The sequence below is a fragment of the Nonomuraea sp. NPDC050404 genome, from assembly GCF_040655495.1.
In the GTDB taxonomy this organism is placed as follows: domain Bacteria; phylum Actinomycetota; class Actinomycetes; order Streptosporangiales; family Streptosporangiaceae; genus Nonomuraea.
Window position 1 is genome coordinate 353,256 of record NZ_JBFAKB010000011.1, and the last position, 17,022, is coordinate 370,277.

Annotated in this window: 11 protein-coding genes and 1 riboswitch; of the genes, 9 read left to right on the forward strand and 2 right to left on the reverse strand. The window is 72.2% G+C overall.

Translation table 11 applies throughout. The features are described from left to right. Window positions 1–24: 24 nt before the first annotated feature. Window positions 25–2,733, reverse strand: a complete 2,709-nt coding sequence (locus AB0I81_RS30830) for an AAA family ATPase (protein ID WP_360663508.1) — start codon at window positions 2,731–2,733, stop codon at window positions 25–27. Between the two features lie 778 nt (window positions 2,734–3,511). On the opposite strand from AB0I81_RS30830, the gene AB0I81_RS30835 reads away from it, so the two are divergent. Further along, window positions 3,512–4,909 (forward strand): pectinesterase family protein, encoded by a 1,398-nt coding sequence (locus AB0I81_RS30835; RefSeq protein ID WP_360663510.1) that lies wholly within the window; start codon window positions 3,512–3,514, stop codon window positions 4,907–4,909. A 12-nt stretch (window positions 4,910–4,921) separates the two neighbouring features. Then, window positions 4,922–6,349, forward strand: coding sequence for an RICIN domain-containing protein (locus AB0I81_RS30840; RefSeq protein ID WP_360663511.1), 1,428 nt, complete (start codon window positions 4,922–4,924; stop codon window positions 6,347–6,349). A gap of 35 nt (window positions 6,350–6,384) precedes the next feature. Here the strand turns inward: AB0I81_RS30840 and AB0I81_RS30845 are convergent, their stop codons facing one another. Continuing rightward, window positions 6,385–7,296 (reverse strand): aminoglycoside phosphotransferase family protein, encoded by a 912-nt coding sequence (locus AB0I81_RS30845; RefSeq protein WP_360663512.1) that lies wholly within the window; start codon window positions 7,294–7,296, stop codon window positions 6,385–6,387. A 135-nt stretch (window positions 7,297–7,431) separates the two neighbouring features. Beyond that, window positions 7,432–7,553, forward strand: a riboswitch (SAM riboswitch). Window positions 7,554–7,601: 48 nt separating this feature from the next. On the opposite strand from AB0I81_RS30845, the gene AB0I81_RS30850 reads away from it, so the two are divergent. Genes AB0I81_RS30850 through AB0I81_RS30880 form a run of 7 tightly spaced genes read left to right on the forward strand, consistent with a single transcriptional unit; the run spans window position 7,602 to window position 16,951 of the window. Continuing rightward, window positions 7,602–8,711, forward strand: coding sequence for an ABC transporter substrate-binding protein (locus tag AB0I81_RS30850; RefSeq protein ID WP_360663514.1), 1,110 nt, complete (start codon window positions 7,602–7,604; stop codon window positions 8,709–8,711). After that, window positions 8,690–9,847 carry an ABC transporter ATP-binding protein gene (locus tag AB0I81_RS30855; RefSeq protein ID WP_360663516.1) on the forward strand — a complete coding sequence of 386 codons (1,158 nt, stop codon included), beginning with the start codon at window positions 8,690–8,692 and terminating at the stop codon, window positions 9,845–9,847. The genes AB0I81_RS30850 and AB0I81_RS30855 overlap by 22 nt, the downstream gene beginning before the upstream one ends. Beyond that, complete coding sequence (locus tag AB0I81_RS30860) at window positions 9,844–10,737, forward strand: ABC transporter permease (protein WP_360663517.1); 894 nt, start codon at window positions 9,844–9,846, stop codon at window positions 10,735–10,737. Before AB0I81_RS30855 ends, AB0I81_RS30860 begins: the two co-directional genes overlap by 4 nt. Next, the gene (locus tag AB0I81_RS30865; RefSeq protein ID WP_360663519.1) at window positions 10,730–11,530 is read left to right on the forward strand and encodes an ABC transporter permease; all 801 of its coding nucleotides are present in this window, start codon (window positions 10,730–10,732) and stop codon (window positions 11,528–11,530) included. Before AB0I81_RS30860 ends, AB0I81_RS30865 begins: the two co-directional genes overlap by 8 nt. Further along, entirely contained in the window at window positions 11,527–13,686 is a 2,160-nt protein-coding gene (locus AB0I81_RS30870; RefSeq protein WP_360663521.1) for a hydantoinase/oxoprolinase family protein, read from the forward strand. Before AB0I81_RS30865 ends, AB0I81_RS30870 begins: the two co-directional genes overlap by 4 nt. A gap of 2 nt (window positions 13,687–13,688) precedes the next feature. Next, a complete protein-coding gene (locus AB0I81_RS30875; protein ID WP_360663523.1) occupies window positions 13,689–15,686 on the forward strand; it encodes a hydantoinase B/oxoprolinase family protein in 1,998 nt (665 codons plus the stop codon). Beyond that, window positions 15,683–16,951 carry an amidohydrolase gene (locus AB0I81_RS30880; RefSeq protein ID WP_360663525.1) on the forward strand — a complete coding sequence of 423 codons (1,269 nt, stop codon included), beginning with the start codon at window positions 15,683–15,685 and terminating at the stop codon, window positions 16,949–16,951. Before AB0I81_RS30875 ends, AB0I81_RS30880 begins: the two co-directional genes overlap by 4 nt. Window positions 16,952–17,022 lie beyond the last annotated feature (71 nt).

Here is a 17,022-nt window from a genome sequence, read left to right on the forward strand (position 1 = left end):
GGGCATCGGGGGAACCACGGATGTTTAGGGCGTCACGCCGCGCAGGATGAGGTCGCGGCGGGACATCCGCAGCTTTGTGTACACCCTGCTCAGGTGGGTCTCCACGGTTCTGACGGTGACCGACAGCCGTTCGGCGATCTCGGCGTTGGTAAGCCCCCGGGCGGCCAGCGCCGCGGTCCGGGTCTCGGCGGGGGTCAGCGACTGTGGGTCGGTGATACGGCGGCGGCCGTCGGCGCGGCGGAGTTCCTCGTGCGCCCGGTCGGCGAGCCAGCGTGCCCCGGCTTGGGCGGCCGTGGTCGCTGCGTTGGCGAGCATCGGCCTGGCCCGCGCGGGCCGGCCGGTCCGGCGCAGCCAAGCACCGTAGAGGAGCTGGGTTTCCACCTTCTCGAAGGGCTGGTCGGTGGTGTCGTGCAGGGCGAGAGCGGTCGCGAACTCGGCCTCGGTCACGGCGGGGTCGTCGGACAGGAGGGCTCGCCCGGTCGCGGCCGCGATCCGCGGCCAGGCGCAGGGAAGCGGGGCCGAGACCGCTTCGAGCCGCGCGACCAGCCGCTCTGCTGACTCGCGCCGTCCGATTCTCGTGTACGCCACCGCGGCGTCCCGCGCGAAGGGGACCAGACACGGTTCGAGGATGCCGACCCGCTGGGTCGTCTCGTCGAGCAGGTCGAACTGCGCGCACGCCGTGGCGAGGTCGCCCTCATGGAGGGCGCGGCGGCCCCGGACGTACCAAACGACGATCAGGGTGCCGACGTCGCTCAGCCTCGACGCGCTGCGCTCGACCTGGGCGCAGCGCCGCTCGCACTCCTCCAGGTCGCCCGACAGCAGCAGGAGCCAGGTCTGGGCGGCGGCCACGTAGCGCTCCGAGATCGGGGCCAGGTCCTTGATGGCCCGGGCCTGCTCCACGCTCGCGAAGGCCTCGCGGAGTCGGCCGACCCGCACCATCAACTCGGCGCGGGAGGCGTACAGCATGCTCAGGGTGCTGATCGCCCCGGCGCGCTCGGCGGCGGCGATCACCTGGGTGAACGCCCTCTCGCACTCGTCGAAGCGCTCGACCCACTTGGTGGCGAAGGCGTGGTTACTCAGCACGCCCCAGGTGCCCTGCACGTCGTCGAGCTGGGCTTCCGGGTCGTCCTGGATCTCGCGCGCGGCCCGGGTGACCTCCTCCAGTCCGGCGAGGTCGGCGCCGAGAAAGGCGATGTAGCCGTGCGCGGAGGCGACCTTCCGGCGCAGGGCCGGGCCGACGCCGGCCGCATGTTGCCGGGCGTGGTCCCGGGCCCGAGCGGCGAAGGGGAGCGCCCGGCTTCCCTGGATCAGGTGCCGGAAGTTGGCGTGGTCGAGCAGCGCCTCGACGGCGATCGAAGGGGCACGCTCGGCCGCCAAGCCGGCGGCCCGGTCGAGGTCGCGTTCGGCCTGTCGATGGTCGCCGGTGAGGAAACCGGCGCGGCCGGCCATCCAGGCGGCCTGCGCGGCGGTCTCCACGTCGGCGGCGGGATGGCGGGAGACGGCCCCGAGCAGCGCGACCGCCTCGGCGGCCCGGCCGACCGCAGTGAGGGCTTGCCCCGCGGCCAGCCCCAGCCCCAGGTCGGCGTGGTCTCCTGCCAGGCGATGGACGCCCGCCAGGTAGCGCGCGGCGGTCTCGGTCGCGCCGGCGGCCAGCGCGTCGCGGCCGACGCGCTCCAGCACCGCGAGGGACTGCGGGTCGCCGGCCAGATTCCCGCGCAGCGCGTGCTCGGCCGCCTCGGCCCACGACCCCCGCCGCACCAGGAGGCCGAACGCCCGCGCGTGCAACCGTAAGCGGGTCGAGGTCGGCATCTCCTCGTAGAGCATCTGCTGGAACAGCGGATGGACGAACTCGACCCGCACTCCGGGAGCCTCCCGGAGGAGACGGCCTCGCTGGAGGCCCGCGACGGTGTCGTCGCCCGCCTCGGTGTCCAGGCCCGCCAGCTCCATCGCCGTCCCCGGGTCGAACGACAGCCCCAGGACGCTGCCCGCCCGCGCGCAGCGCATCGCCTCGGGCGTCGCCCCGACGAACCGCCGGACCAGTAGCTCCCGGCCCATGAAATCGGTCGGTCGCGTCTCCAGCGCACCCAGATCCGCGCCGTCGGTGAGCAGCCGCGCGGCGTGGTCGAGCAGCAGCGGGTTGCCCGCGCACATCGCCCACGCCGCGCGCGCCGTCCGGGCCGGCAGCTCGTGGCCGGTCCGCCGGGCGAGGAAGGCGGCGGACGACTGCTCACTCAAAGGTTCGAGCTCGACCGTACGCGCGCACCCGCTCTCCTCCAGGTCTCGCGCGAGATCCAGAGCGGCGGGCGGCCACGACCGCAGGGCCGCCACGACCGCCACCCGGGAGGCGGTCAGGCGGCGGCACAGGAACGCCAGCAGCGTGAGCGAGTCGGCGTCCGCCCAATGGAGATCGTCGACGACCAGCACCACCGGATCGCCCGACCACGATCTCAGGGCCTGCCACATGCGGTGACACCGGCCCGCCATGGTGTCGGCCGGCCGGTCGCCGACGCCGAGAGCCGCCAGGGCCTGGGCCATCACGTCGAAGGGCACCCCCGACGCGATGGGCGAGCCGTGGGCGCGTCCGACGTAGAAACCGGCGTCGGCGATCCCGCGGAGCAGCCAGGTCTTCCCCATCCCCGCGTCCCCGTGGACAAACACCGCCCCGCCACGCCCCGCGCGGGCCTCCGCCAGCCGCTCACGAATGGCGTCGGCCGCACCCTTTCGCTCCCGCACAAATCACAGTGTCGCAAAAACGCAGGAAGGATTCCGTTGCATCGGTAGCGCGAAAAGCCCTACTTCCCAGCCTCTGTTGTGAAGGAGAATGCCGGCAGGCGAGCGGCAAGACCGCTCGCCCTCTGGGAACCAGGCGCGGGCCACGATGGCCGGCCGCGTCACCGGCGTCATGGTGAGCCCGTCGCACCTTCGCCGCCCCATTCTGGGCGCGGCCATACCCGGCGCCTCCTTCTGACCCGTTTTGAGCGCCTCTTGCGATCTCGGCGCCATGCCCGCGGCGGAGTGGGAAGCCCACCACCAGCGCGGCTAGCCGAAAATCCGAAAATTTCGGTACATACACGATGGGCCGTTCCAAGGGAACAGGGCGCCTCGCGCGGCACGATTCGCGCTACCGAACAAGATTCTGCATCCGATGTTTTGGCTTGTCACGGCGATTCGAGCAGCAGCGGCAGGAATTCGGACGGGGCGTTTTCGCCCATAGATCGGATGTATCAAAATCCGGTTTCGCGAGAAAAGTGAAAGTTTCACGCCGGGAGGACGCGGATCCGCCCGAGAACCGGCAGGTCCGCGTGTTGCCCGTGGCGGCGCACCCGCCATCTCCATGATCGACTCGTTGACCGGCCTGACCGGACCGTGTTTCGCTCCGCCCTACCGATCGGTGATCCATCAAGCCCCCACCGCGAGTTTCCCGGTTCCGCCCGTTCCATCGTTCCCCGACAAGGAGATCGGTCATGTCCCGAATGCGTCCAGGACCTCTACTCCGACCAGGGAGGCCACTATGAGACGGCCTGCCCTCGTGATCGCCCTGGCGGCGTTGCTGTCCGGGTTGGCGGTCTCGCCCGCGCAGGCCGTGGCGCCGGTCGCCAACGGTGTGTACACGCTGGTGAACGCCTCCAGCGGCAAGTGCGTCAACGTGACGGGCACCGACAACAGGGCCGTGCTGACGCAGCTGGCCTGCAACGCGTCCGCCGGCGCCCAGCAGTTCAGGGCGGTCGCGCAGAACGGCGCGTACGGCCTGGCCAACGCCGGCAGCGGACGGTGCGTGGACGTGCCCGACTACTCCACCGTCAGCGGCGTGCAGCTCTGGCAGTTCAGCTGCGGGGCCAGCGCCAACCAAACCTGGACGCTGACCCCGTCGAGCAACGCCGACCGCTACCTGATCCGCAGCAACCACAGCGGCCTGTGCGTGAGCAACAAGGACGGCTCCACCGCCGGCAACAACCCCATCGTGCAGGAGACCTGTTCCGACATCGCCCGCATGCAGTGGCGCTTCAACGCCACCTCCGGCGGCGGGACCTCGGCGACCGTGGCGGCCGACGGCACGGGCCAGTACCGCACCGTCCAGGCCGCGATCGACGCGGTGCCGTCCGGCAACACCGGCAGGCATGTCATCACGATCAAGGCGGGCACCTACCGGGAGGTCGTCACGCTGAACAAGCCGTACGTGACGCTGCAGGGTCTCGGCTCGGGGCCGTCGGCGACGGTGATCGTCAACAACCGGTCGGCGTACACGCACGGCACCTCCGGCAGCTTCACCGCCCACGTGACCGGCAGGGACGCCACGCTGACCAACCTGACCGTCTCCAACGACTTCGACGAGAGCTCCACGCCCGAGGGTCACCAGGCCGTGGCGCTGCGGCTGGGCGGCGACCGCAGCACGCTGACGAACGTCCGGGTGCTCGGCGACCAGGACACGCTGCTGGTGGACGACTCGGCGCGGGCGTACATGAAGAGCTCCTACGTCGAGGGCACCGTCGACTTCATCTTCGGCGGCGGCACGTTCGTGCTGGACAACTGCGACATCTACGAGAAGCGCAGCACCGGCGGGCCGATCACCGCGGCCAGCACCGCCGCCGCCAAGACCTACGGATTCCTGTTCTACCGCTCCCGGATCACCGGCTCGGGCAGCAACAACACCACCCTGGGCCGTCCGTGGCGGCCGGACGCGCAGGTGCTCTACCGGGAGTCCACGCTCAGCGGGACGATCCGCACCTCGCAGCCGTGGACCGACATGTCCACCAACTCCTGGAAGAACGCCCGCTTCCTGGAGTACCGCAACACCGGCTCGGGCGCCGGCACCAACAGCAACCGGCCGCAGCTCAGCGACTCGCAGGCGGCCACCTACACCCCGCAGCGCTATCTGTCCGGCTCCGACGGCTGGAACCCCGTCTTCTAGAAAGGCCCATCGATGAGACGAACCCTTTTCATGGCCGCCGTGGCGGCGCTGTTCACCGGGCTGGTGGTGCCACCGGCCCAGGCGGCGGCGCCGGTGGCGAACAGTGTGTACACGCTGGTGAACGCCTCCAGCGGCAAGTGTGCGAACGTGGCGGGAACCGACAACCGGGCGGTGCTGACGCAGGTGGCGTGTGACGCGTCCGCGGGCGCGCAGCAGTTCAGGGTGGTGGCGCAGAACGGTGCGTACGGGCTGGTGAACGTCGGTAGCGGGCGATGTGTGGACGTGCCCGACTACTCCACCGTCAGCGGCGTGCAGCTGTGGCAGTTCAGCTGCGGGGCCAGCACCAACCAGACCTGGACGTTCACCCCGTCGAGCAACGCCGACCGCTACCTGATCCGCAGCAACCACAGCAACCTGTGCGTGGGCAACAAGGACGGCTCCACGGCGGGCAACAACCCGATCGTGCAGGAGGCGTGCTCCGACATCGCCCGCACGCAGTGGCGCTTCAACCCCGCCACCGGCACCCCGCCCGGCGGGCCCTACTCCAACTCCCCCGACGGCTTCGCCGCCACCAGCGGCAGCGGGCTGAGCACCACCACGGGCGGCGCCGCCGGCCAGACGGTCACGGTGACGACGTACGCCGACCTGGTCCGGTACGCCACCGCGAGCCAGCCCTACGTCATCCGGGTCAACGCCACCCTCAACGCCAGCCCCAAGGGCAACGAGATCCGCGTCGCCTCCAACAAGACCATCGTCGGCGTCGGCAGGAACGGCACCATCGTCGGCGGCGGCTTCTTCCTGGACGGCGTCTCGAACATCATCATCCGCAACCTGACAATCCGCGACACCCTGATGCCCGAGGACGACCCGGGCGACGACACCTACGACTACGACGGCATCCAGATGGACGGCGCCCACCACGTGTGGATCGACCACAACCACATCACGCGGATGAACGACGGCCTGATCGACAGCCGCGAGGACACCTCGTACCTGACCGTGTCCTGGAACGTCATCGCCGAGAGCCGCAAGGCGTTCGGCATCGGCTGGACCTCGAACGTCACCTCCCGCATGACCATCCACCACAACTGGCTGCGCGACAACGCCTCACGCAACCCCTCCACCGACAACGTGGCCTACGCCCACCTGTACAACAACTACCTGCAGAACATCACCGGCTACGGCAACTACTCGCGTGGCGCGACCAAGATGGTGCTGGAGAACAGCTACTTCGAGAACGTCAAGGACCCGTACTACCGCGACGACGCCGCCCAGCTGCGCCAGAGCGGCAGCGTCTGCGTGAGCTGCACGGGCCAGCGGGAGACCGGCGGCTCGGCCTTCACCCCGTCGTCCTTCTACTCCTACACGGCGCACCCGGCCGCCGACGTGCCCGGCCTGGTGCGTACCTACGCCGGGCCACAGGCCGCCATCGGCCAGTGACGCCCTGATCATCGACGGCGGCCGGCCGCTCTCGCCTACCGCCCGGTGAACGTCAGGACCCGATCGAGCGCTGCCCGGCCGGCAGGCCCCCATGCCGGTTTGCCGCCGGGCAGGCCGCGGTCGCCGGCCTGGCCCATGGCCATGAGGAACAGGCTTTTCAGTGCGGCCAGGCCGCGGGCGCGCCTGATCGTCGCCTCGTCCACACGCGGGTACGCCTCGAAGAACCGTGCGGCCGCGCCGGCGGGGAGCAGCACCCATGCGGCGGCGAGGTCCCACGCCGGATCGCCGGCGAACAGGTCCCCGAAATCGATCACTCCCGACAGGGTTCCGTCCGAGACGACGACGTTGGCCGGATGCAGGTCACCGTGCAGCCACAGCCGCGGGCCCGCCCACTCGGGGGCCGCGACGGCGTCGTCCCAGACGGCCCGGACGTCGGCGGCGTCGCCAGGGGTGACATCTCGCAGGAAGCGCTCGAATCCGCCCGTGCACTCCTTGGGATGACCGCCGCGGTCCGTGCTGTCGGGCGCCTCGGCGGGCGCCCGCACGTGGAGTGCCCTGAGGAAGGCCGCCAGGGTGTCGGCCGCGTGGTCGCCGCGGGTGATCGGGACGAGGTCGAGCGGCTCACCGGGAACCCACGTCATGATGGTCCAGGGCCTCGGGAAACGCGCGGACGGCTCGCCGATCCGCACGGGGGCCGGGATCGGGAGCGGGAGGCGCGGGGCCAGGACGGGCAGCCAGCGGCGCTCCTTGTGCTGGTCCTGCGCGGCGTTCTCCATGCGCGGCATGCGCACGACCAGTTCGTCCCCGAGGCGCCACTGCTGGTTGCCCCAGCCGCCCGCCACCTCCCGGATGGCCAGCTCCGCGAGGTCCGGATGTTGCTCTCGCAGCAAGGAGCGGACCAGGCCCTCGTCGATCTCGACGCTGTCCACGTTCGACGTCCCCCTCATGATCGTCCAGCCGGACAGACTACCGACCCTGACCCTGACAGGTGGAAGAAAAGCCAAGGGCCTACACTTGTCAGTGGAACCGGACAATCGGGATGAACCGTTATTGCGGGTAAACCCGACTGGTATAGTCGCTTATGTCACGAGTCCAGTGCGAAGCCCCGGCTTGCTGGACGGCAACCCTCCCGACCGCGGCGGGGTGCCCCGGGTGATGACATGGTCGTCGAGCTGAACGGTGCTTTCGGCGGCAAGCGCGGTGCCCAGCCGTGCCCTGCCCCGCGCCCTTGGCCGGCCTCGATGGGAAGGACATGATGAAGGGCGGACGCACTCTCCTGGCGGGAGCGGGCGCGGCGCTGATGCTGACGCTCTCCGCGTGCGGCGGCGTCGACACGGGCGGCACTTCCGGCACCGGCACGCAATCAGGTTCCGGCGGGCAGCAGACGCTCACGGTCACCGCGTTCGCGGGCGCCTGGGGCGAACTGTTCAAGAAGTCGTTCGTGGAGCCGTTCGAGCGCGACACCGGCGCCAAGGTCAACCTCGTGTACGGCGCCAACGCCGAATGGCTGACCAAGCTGCGCGCGGCCGGCGGCAACAACCCGCCGTTCGACGTCATCGCCCTGACCCCCGACGCCTCGCTCCCGGCCGCGTCCGCGGGGCTGCTCCAGCCGCTGGACACCGCGAAGCTGGCGCACTGGAAGGAGCTCGACCCCGTGCTCAGCGGCAGGTCGGCCTACCAGAGCAAACAGTACGGCGTGCCGCTGACCACCGGGTCCACCGGCCTGCTCTACCGTACGGACAAGATCAAAACCCCGCCGCAGGACTGGTCGGACATCTTCGACAAGCAGTACTGCGGGCACATCGCCCTGCCCCCGCTGACCTACAACCCCGGCCTGGAGTTCTTCTCCGCCCTGGTCACCAGCGACGGCGGCAAGTTGTCCGACCCCGCCGCCGTGGACCGGGCGTTCGCCAAGCTGGAGACGCTCAAGGACTGTGTGTCCTCCTTCCCGGCCAACGCGGGCAACGCCGCCACCGTCGTCGAGAACGGCGACGCCTGGATCATGCCCTTCTGGGACGGTCGCGCCTTCGCCATGGCCGAGGCGGGCTCCCCGATCGGGTTCACCTATCCCAAGTCGGGCCCGGTGGGCGCGCTGACCTCGTACTTCGTCGCCAGCGGCACCCAGAAGGGCGAGCTGGCCACCAAGTTCCTCGACTACCTGACGGCGGCGCAGAACCAGAAGCCGTTCGCCGAGGGCACCTGGTACGCGGCCGGGAACGACTCCATCGACTACAGCGAGGCGTTCGACGAGCGGGTGGAGCACGGGCCCGAGGTCTTCAAGAAGTTCATCTGGGTCGACTACGCGGTCGCCACCCCGAAGCTCAACGAATGGCAGCAGCGATGGAATCAGATCTTCGGCTGATCGAGATGCCCCCGGACGGGGCCGGGCACGTCGAGATCGAGGGCCTGGCCGCGGGGTACGAGGGCGCGCGGGTGCTGGACCTCGACCGGCTGTCCATCCGCAAGGGCGAGTTCCTGTCCATCCTGGGTCCCAGCGGCTGCGGCAAGACCACGCTGCTCAACTCCATCGCGGGCTTCGTCCAGCCGACGGCCGGGCGCATCGTGATCGACGGCGCGGACGTGACGGGACGGCCGCCGTACCGGCGCGGGCTGGGCGTGGTGTTCCAGAACTACGCGCTGTTCCCGCACATGACCGTGGCCGCCAACGTGGCCTACGGGCTGCGCGTGCGGCGGCTGGACAAGGCCGAGCGGGAGGAGCGGGTACGCGAGGCGCTGCGCCTGGTCGGGCTGGAGGGGTACGCCGAGCGGCGGCCCAAGCAGCTGTCCGGCGGACAGCAGCAGCGCGTGGCGCTGGCCCGCGCCCTGGCCATCAGGCCCCCCGTGCTGCTCCTCGACGAGCCGCTGTCCAACCTGGACGCCAAGTTGCGGAGGGAGATGCGGGTCGAGCTGCGGGCCATCCAGCGGCGCATCGGCACCACGATGGTGTTCGTCACCCACGATCAGGAGGAGGCGCTGGCGCTGTCGGACCGGGTGGCCGTGATGAACGGCGGGCGGATCGAGCAGCTCGGGACGCCGGATGAGGTGTACCGGCGGCCGGCGACACGGTTCGTGGCCCAGTTCATCGGCGCCGCCAACGTCCTGGAGGGGACGGTGACGGCGGGCGGCCTCGATCTCGGTGGCGGCCTGGTGGTGGGCGGTCTTCCCGGCCTCGTGGAGGGTGAGCGCGCGGTTGTCGCGATCCGCCCCGAACGCATCCGCCTGAGCGAGGCCGGAGCCGGTACCGCGGGCACCGTGGGTTACCGGGCCTTCGCCGGTGACGCCTGGCACGTGGAGGTCCGGCTGGCCGACGGCCGGATGCTGAGCGTGCAGCTTCCGGACACGGGCGCGGGCGCGGCGGACCCGCCGGGCGCGGGCACGTCAGTGGTGGCGAGCTGGGACCCGGCCGACGTGATCGTCCTGGAATCAGGTGCGGGCTCGGGGACGGATGCGGGCTCGGGGACGGGCTCGGGTGCGGGCTCGGAGCAGGGGGCCGGATGACGGCCGGATCCCCGGGCGGGGCGGGCACGGTCCGGGCGGGGCGGCCGCGGGGCTGGGTCTTCGTGCTTCCGCTGGTCGTCTTCCTGGCGGCGATGTTCCTGGTTCCCCTCGTCCGCCTGCTGCGCCTGAGCTTCAGCCCGACCGACTCCTTCAACGCCGCCCTCCCCGGCTGGTCCCTGGACAAGTACGCGCGGGTCTTCACCGAGTCGTACTTCTACGGCTCGCTCATCCAGACGGCGGCCACGGCGCTGCTGGTCGCCGTGTTGTGCGTGCTGCTGGCCTACCCGGCCGCCTACGTCCTGGCCCGGCGGCGCCCCGGCACGCTGCGTACCCTGCTGTTCGTCATCGTCATCTCGCCGCTGCTGACCAGCGTGGTCGTGCGCACCTACGGCTGGGTGGTGCTGCTGTCGGGCAACGGCGTCGTCAACAAGGCGCTCGTCGCGACGGGGCTGCGCGACCAGCCGGCCCAGTTGCTCACCAGTTACCCGGCGGTCGTGGTCGCGGTCACGCACGTGCTGCTGCCGTTCGCGATCATTCCGCTGACCACGGCGCTCGGCGGCCAGGACCACAACCTGCACCGCGCCTCCCAGACGCTCGGCGCGGGCCCGGTCAGGACGTTCCTGCGGGTCACGGTGCCGCTCAGCCTGCCGGGCGTGGTCACGGGCGCGCTGATCGTGTTCGCGCTGGCCATGGGCATCTACATCACGCCGCTGCTGGTCGGCGGGGTGACGCAGCCGCTGACCGGCATCCGCGTCTACGACCAGGTGTCGACCGTGTTCGACTACCCGGTGGCGGCGGCGCTGAGCTTCGCGTTGCTCGCCCTGACCATCGTCTCCACGACGCTGCTGGCGGGCGTGTTCCGGATCTGGGAGAGGCGGCTTCATGGGTGAGCGGGGTTACGACAGGACCGTGCGCGTGGCCGGCATGACGCTGGCGACGATCGTCTTCCTGTTCCTGATCGCGCCGCTCGTGGTGCTGGTCGTCAGCTCGGTCAACCCCTCGGGGTCGATGGCGTTCCCGCCGTCCGGGGTGTCCTTGCGCTGGTACGCCGAGGTGCTCGGCTCGCCGGACTGGCAGGTGTCCTTCCGGCTGAGCGGGTTGCTGGTGGCGCTGGTCGTGCCGACGACCGTGGTGATCGGCACGCTGGCCGCCTACGGCCTGACGCAGGGCTCCTTCCCCGGCCGCAAACTGCTGACGGGGCTGGCGCTGTCGCCGCTGATGGTGCCGGAGATCATCATCGCGCTCGGGCTGCTCTACTACTTCCACGGCGTCGGCCTGATCAACTCGCTGCCGGGGCTGTGGCTGGCGCACTCGCTGGTGGCGCTGCCGTTCGTGGTGCGCGCGGTCACGGTGAGCGCCGCCCAGCTCGACCCGGTGCTGGAACGGGCGGCCACGAGCCTGGGCGCGGGGCGGGCGCGGGTGTTCTTCACCGTGACGCTGCCGCTGCTGCGGCCGGGCATCCTGGCCGGCGCGATCCTGGCCGGGGTGACGTCCCTGGGCGAGGTGGCGGTGACGGCGCTGGTGGCGGGCGCCAACACGACCACGGTGCCGCTGCGCATCTTCTCCGCCGTGCAGTACCAGCTCGACCCGTCCATGGCCGCGGTGTCCACGCTGCTGATGGCCGCCAGTGTGGTCGTGATGGTGGCGGCCGACCGTTTCGCCCGTATCTCGGAGGCATTGTGAGCTCGTCAACCGCGCGGATCGGCATCGACGTGGGCGGCACGTTCACCGACCTCGTCGCCGCCGTGCCCGATCGCGGCCTGATCGTCCACCACAAGGAGCCGAGCACGCCCGCCGACCCGTCCCTGGCGGTCGCGGACGGGCTGGCGGCCATCCTCGGGCAGGCCGGGCTGCGGCCCGAGGAGGTCGCGGGCCTCACCCACGGCACCACCATCGGCCTGAACGCCATCATCCAGCGCCGCGGCGCGCGCATCGCGCTGGTCGTCACCGAGGGTTACCGGGACCTGCTGGAGATCGGCCGCAGCCGCATGCCGTCCTCTTTCGACCTGTACGCGGGCAAGGAGGAGCCCCTCGTCCCGCGCAACCGCATCGTCGAGATCCCGGCCCGGCTGGGGCCCGGCGGCGACCCCGTGACCGAGCCGTCCGAGGGGGACCTCGACCGGGTGGCCGCACGGCTGCGCGACAGCGGCGCGGACGCCGCCGCCGTGGTCGTCCTGCACGGCTACACGCGCCCCGCCTTCGAGGAGAACGTGGCGGCGAGCCTGCGCGAGCGGCTGCCCGGCCTGCCGGTGACCGCCTCGGCGACGGTCTGGCCGGAGGTGCGCGAGTACGAGCGCGCCCTGGTGGCCTGCTTGAACGCCTACATCCAGCCCCTGATGGACGACTACTTCGCCCGGCTGGAGCGGCGCGTGCGCGGGCTCGGGGTGTCGGCGCCCATCTTCATCAGCGCGTCCAACGGCGGCTCGATGAGCCTGCGCTCGGCGGCCGAGCGGCCGATCGAGACCGTGCTGTCGGGCCCGGCCGCCGGGGTGGCCGCGGCGGCGCGGCTGGCCCGCGAGTCGGACATCGCGGGCATCATCACCTTCGACATGGGCGGCACCAGCAGCGACATCGCGGTGACGGTGGGCGGCACGCCGGAACTGGCCACGCACACCACCGTGGGCGGGCTGCCGCTGATCCTGCCCGTGGTCGCGGTGAACGCGATCGGGGCGGGCGGCGGCTCCGTCGTCTGGGCGGACGGGCACGGGGTGCTCAAGGTCGGGCCGACTAGCGCGGGCGCCGATCCCGGGCCCGTGGCGTACGGGCGGGGCGGCGACCGGCCGACGGTCACCGACTGTTACCTGGTGACGGGGCTGATCGACCCGGCGACGTTCCTGGGCGGCCGGATGCGGCTGGACGCCACCGCCTCCGCCAAGGCCCTGTCCGGAATCGCCCTGGGCGAGCACGCCACCCCGGCAGGGGACGCCACACCGGACAGGAGCGCCGCATCGGGTGGAGGCGCCGCATCGGGTGGAGGCGCCGCATCGGGTGGGGACGCAGAGGAACTCGCGGCGGGCGCAGAGGAGGTCGCGGCGGGCGCGTTGCGGGTGGCGACCGCGGGCATGGCGACCGAGCTGCAGAAGATCATGGCGCAGCGCGGCCTCGACCCCCGGCGTTTCACGCTCGTCCCGTTCGGCGGCGCGGGCCCGACCCACGCCGCCATGCTGGCCGAGGAGGTCGGCGTGGCGCACATCGTGGTGCCGCCGACGGCCGCCACGTTCTGCGCGCTGGGCGCGGCGGGCGCGGACCTGCGCCGCGACTTCGCCCGCAGCCTGCGCCGCACCCTGGACGACGCCGGTGCCGCCCGCCTCGCCGGGGTACTGGCCGAGCTGTCGGAGCAGGCACACGACTGGCTCGCCGGACAACACGGCGGCGCGCACGACCCGGCGGACCCGGTCCGGTTGTCCGTGGCGGCCGACATGCGCTACGCGGGCCAGGCGTACGAACTGCGCGTCCCCCTGCCCGCCGGCACGGACCTCAACGCGGAGACGATCGCCGAGGCGTTCCACGCCGAGCACGAGCGCCTCTACGGCTTCCGCGACCGGCGGGCCCCCATCGAACTGGGCACCGCCCGGCTGGGCGTGGTGAGCCCGGTGGCCGAACTGCCGCCCGCCGCCGTCCCCCCGGGCACCGGCCGGCCCGCCCCGGCCGCCCGCCGCCCCGTCCTGCTGGCGGGCGCATGGCACGACGCCGCCGTGCACGAGCGTACGGCGCTGGGCGTGGGCGACACGCTCACCGGCCCGGCGATCGTCGAGCAGGACGACACCACCGTGGTCGTGCCGCCCGGCTGGTCCGGCGACGTGGACCGCGCCGGAAACCTCCACCTCAGAAAGGCGTGAACGTGCGGCTCGACCCCGTCACCTTGGAGATCGTCGGCAACCGGCTGACGGCCATGACCGAGGAGATGTGCCTGACCCTGCAGCGCACGAGCCGGTCCCTGTACGTCAAGGAGACCGCGGACTTCTGCTGCGCCTTCGCCGGCCTCGACGGCGGCTTCGCCGCCTACCCGGGCGGCATGGGCGTCTCCGGGTTCGTCGGGCTGAACGTGCTGACCGCCGTCGAGGCCGCGGGCCCGCTGGAGCCGGGTGACGTGATCATCACGAACGACCCGTACCGGTCGGGCGGGCTGGCCACGCACCTGACCGACATCCAGCTCATCGAGCCGTACTTCCACGAGGGCGAGCTGATCGGCTACGGCTGGGCGTTCATCCACTGCTCCGACATCGGCGGCCGGGTGCCGAGCAGCCTGTCGCCGGTCAACGACGAGATCTTCCAGGAGGGCCTGCAGATCCCGCCGGTGAAGCTGGTGCGCGCCGGCGTGCCCGTACGGGACGTGGAGGCGCTGATCGCGGCCAACAGCCGCACGCCCGAGGCGAACGAGGGCGACATCCGGGCGATGCGCGCCGCCCTGCGCACCGGGCGTGAGCGGCTGGCCGGGGTCATCGCCCAGCACGGCGTGCGTACGGTGCTGGCGGCCCAGGACGACCTGGTCGCCTACACCGCCGACCGGGCCAGGGCCGCGCTGGCGAGCCTGGGGGACGGCACGCACCGGTTCGTGGACTACCTGGACGACGACGCGGTGTCCGGCATCCCGGTGCGGCTGTCGGTCACCGCGACCCTGTCGGGCGGCTCGCTGCACCTGGACTTCACGGGCACGGATCCGCAGGTGGCGGCGGCGTTCAACATCGCGACGCTGGGACGTCCGCACGCCTGGATCACCACGCGGGTGCTGGCGCTGATCTGCACGCTCGACCCGGGCATCGCGCTCAACGCGGGCCTCATCGCGCCGATCAGCGTCACCACCCCGGAGGGTTCGCTGGTCAACCCGGTGTCGCCGGCTGCCGTGGGGGTGCGGCACGCCTCGGCCAACCGGGTCAACGACGCGGTCGGCGGCGCGCTCGGGCTGGCCGCCCCGCACGTGCTGCCCGCCGCCTCCAGCGGCCTGGTGGTGCCGGTCGTGGTGGCCGAGCAGCGCGGCGCGCGGCAGAACGTCCAGGTGCTGGAACCCATGGTGGGCGGTACGGGGGCGCGCGAGGGCGCCGACGGCGTGGACGGCCGCGACAGCGGCATCTCGAACCTGTCCAACAACCCGGTCGAGACCGTGGAGACCGAGATCGGCGCCCAGATCCTGGCCTACCGGCTGCGTCCCGACTCGGGCGGCGCGGGACGGTGGCGCGGCGGCTGCGGGCTTGAGCTCACCTTCCGTGTACTCGGGGAGGGGTCGAAGCTGCTGGCCAGGGGGCTGGAGCGGATGTGCTTCCGCCCCTGGGGGGTGCGCGGCGGGGGTCCCGGCGCGCCCACCGAGCTGATCGTCAACCGGGGCACGCCGCACGAGCGCCGGCACTACAAGATCGACGTGCTGCCGCTGTCCCCCGGCGACGTCGTCACCCTGCTGACCTCGGGCGCGGGCGGCTACGGCGACCCCTTCACCCGGGATCCCGAGGCGGTGCGGCGCGACGTGGAACGCGGCGTGGTCACGCGGGAGGCGGCGGCGCGCACGTACGGCGTCGTGCTGGCCGACGGGCCGGACGGGGCGCCGGCCGTGGACGAGGCCGCCACCCGCGCGGCCCGCGCCGAACCCGCCCCGCTCACGGCGACCGGGCCCGAGCGGCAGGCGTGGGAGTCGGTCTTCGACACCGGCAGCGTGGACCGCCTGGTGACGGCCCTGTTCCGGCTCCCGCAGGCCGCCAGGACCCCGCGCCGCACGGCACTCTACTCCGCCGTGCTGGCCAGGCTGCCCGAGGGATTCCCCCGGACGCCGCCCACGTCCGGGCAGGCCGAGGACGCGCGCCGTACACTCGCCGCAGAGATCACCGAACTGGAACGGGCAGCCGCATGACCGCTTTGACCGACTCCATCATGAACGGGCTCGACGACGCCGCCTACGGCGAGCTCGCCGACCTCTACCGTGACCTGCACCGGCACCCCGAGCTGTCCTTCCAGGAGGAACGCACGGCGGGCATCGCGGCCGACCGGCTGCGCGCGGCCGGGTTCGAGGTGCGCACCGGGGTCGGGGGCACGGGCGTCGTGGGCGTGCTGCGCAACGGCGACGGGCCGACCGTGGTGCTGCGCGCCGACATGGACGCGCTGCCGGTGGCCGAGGCGACCGGCCTGCCGTACGCGAGCACCGCCACCACGCGGGACGCCGAGGGCAGGCGCGTCCCCCTCATGCACGCCTGCGGCCACGACATGCACGTGACGTGCCTGGTGGGCGCGGCCGGGGCGCTGGCCGGCGGGCGCGCGGGCTGGCAGGGCACGCTGGTGGCGCTGTTCCAGCCGGCGGAGGAGGTCGCGGGCGGCGCTCGGGCCATGGTGGAGGACGGGCTGTCCGACCTGATCGGCCGCCCCGACGTGGTGCTCGGCCAGCACGTCTTCCCGCAGCCGGCGGGCACGGTGCTCATCAGCCCCGGCGAGGTGCTGGCCGCCGCCGACAGCCTTGAGATCCGCCTGTTCGGCAGGGGCGGCCACGGCTCCCAGCCCGAGCGCACGGTGGATCCGGTGGTGCTGGCCGCCGCCACCGTCATGCGGCTGCAGACCGTCGTGTCGCGCGAGGTGTCGCCGTTCGAGCGCGCCGTGCTGACCGTGGCCCAGATCCACGCGGGTCACAAGGAGAACGTCATCGCCGACGAGGCGACCATCACCGTCAACCTGCGCTCGTTCTCGCCCGAGGTCCGGCGCAGGCTGCTGGACGGCGTGGAGCGCGTGGTGCGGGCCGAGGCCGAGGCGTCGGGCGCGCCGCGCCCGCCCGAGCTGCGCACTTTGAACGCGTTCCCGCTGACCGTCAACGAGCCGGAGGCCACCGCCCGCGTCCGTCAGACCCTCGCCGCCCGTCTGGGTGACGGCCGGGTGACGGACATGGAGCCGCTGATGGGCAGCGAGGACTTCGGCCTCATCGGCGACTCCGCCGGGGCGCCCTCGGTCTTCTGGGGCCTGGGCTGCACCGACGCGGAGCTTCACGAACGGGCCGGGCGCGAGGGCCGCCTGACGGAGGACGTGCCGGGCAACCACTCCCCCGCCTTCGCCCCGGTGATCTTCCCCACGCTGCCCACCGGCGTCGAGACCCTGGTCACGGCGGCCCTGGCCTGGCTCGCGACCGGCACGTAAGCTCTCGGCCTTACGACATATGTAGCGAACGGGGCCGTTCACTCCCGTCGCTCATCGGATGCGTGATCAGG

What these genes read in the sequence shown, in the direction of transcription:
- AB0I81_RS30880 (WP_360663525.1), top strand. Translation starts at nt 15,683, where the DNA reads ATGACCGCTTTGACCGACTCCATCATGAACGGGCTCGACGACGCCGCC.
- AB0I81_RS30855 (WP_360663516.1), top strand. Translation starts at nt 8,690, where the DNA reads ATGGAATCAGATCTTCGGCTGATCGAGATGCCCCCGGACGGGGCCGGG.
- AB0I81_RS30845 (WP_360663512.1), bottom strand. Translation starts at nt 7,296, where the DNA reads ATGAGGGGGACGTCGAACGTGGACAGCGTCGAGATCGACGAGGGCCTG.
- AB0I81_RS30835 (WP_360663510.1), top strand. Translation starts at nt 3,512, where the DNA reads ATGAGACGGCCTGCCCTCGTGATCGCCCTGGCGGCGTTGCTGTCCGGG.
- AB0I81_RS30860 (WP_360663517.1), top strand. Translation starts at nt 9,844, where the DNA reads ATGACGGCCGGATCCCCGGGCGGGGCGGGCACGGTCCGGGCGGGGCGG.
- AB0I81_RS30865 (WP_360663519.1), top strand. Translation starts at nt 10,730, where the DNA reads ATGGGTGAGCGGGGTTACGACAGGACCGTGCGCGTGGCCGGCATGACG.
- AB0I81_RS30840 (WP_360663511.1), top strand. Translation starts at nt 4,922, where the DNA reads ATGAGACGAACCCTTTTCATGGCCGCCGTGGCGGCGCTGTTCACCGGG.
- AB0I81_RS30850 (WP_360663514.1), top strand. Translation starts at nt 7,602, where the DNA reads ATGATGAAGGGCGGACGCACTCTCCTGGCGGGAGCGGGCGCGGCGCTG.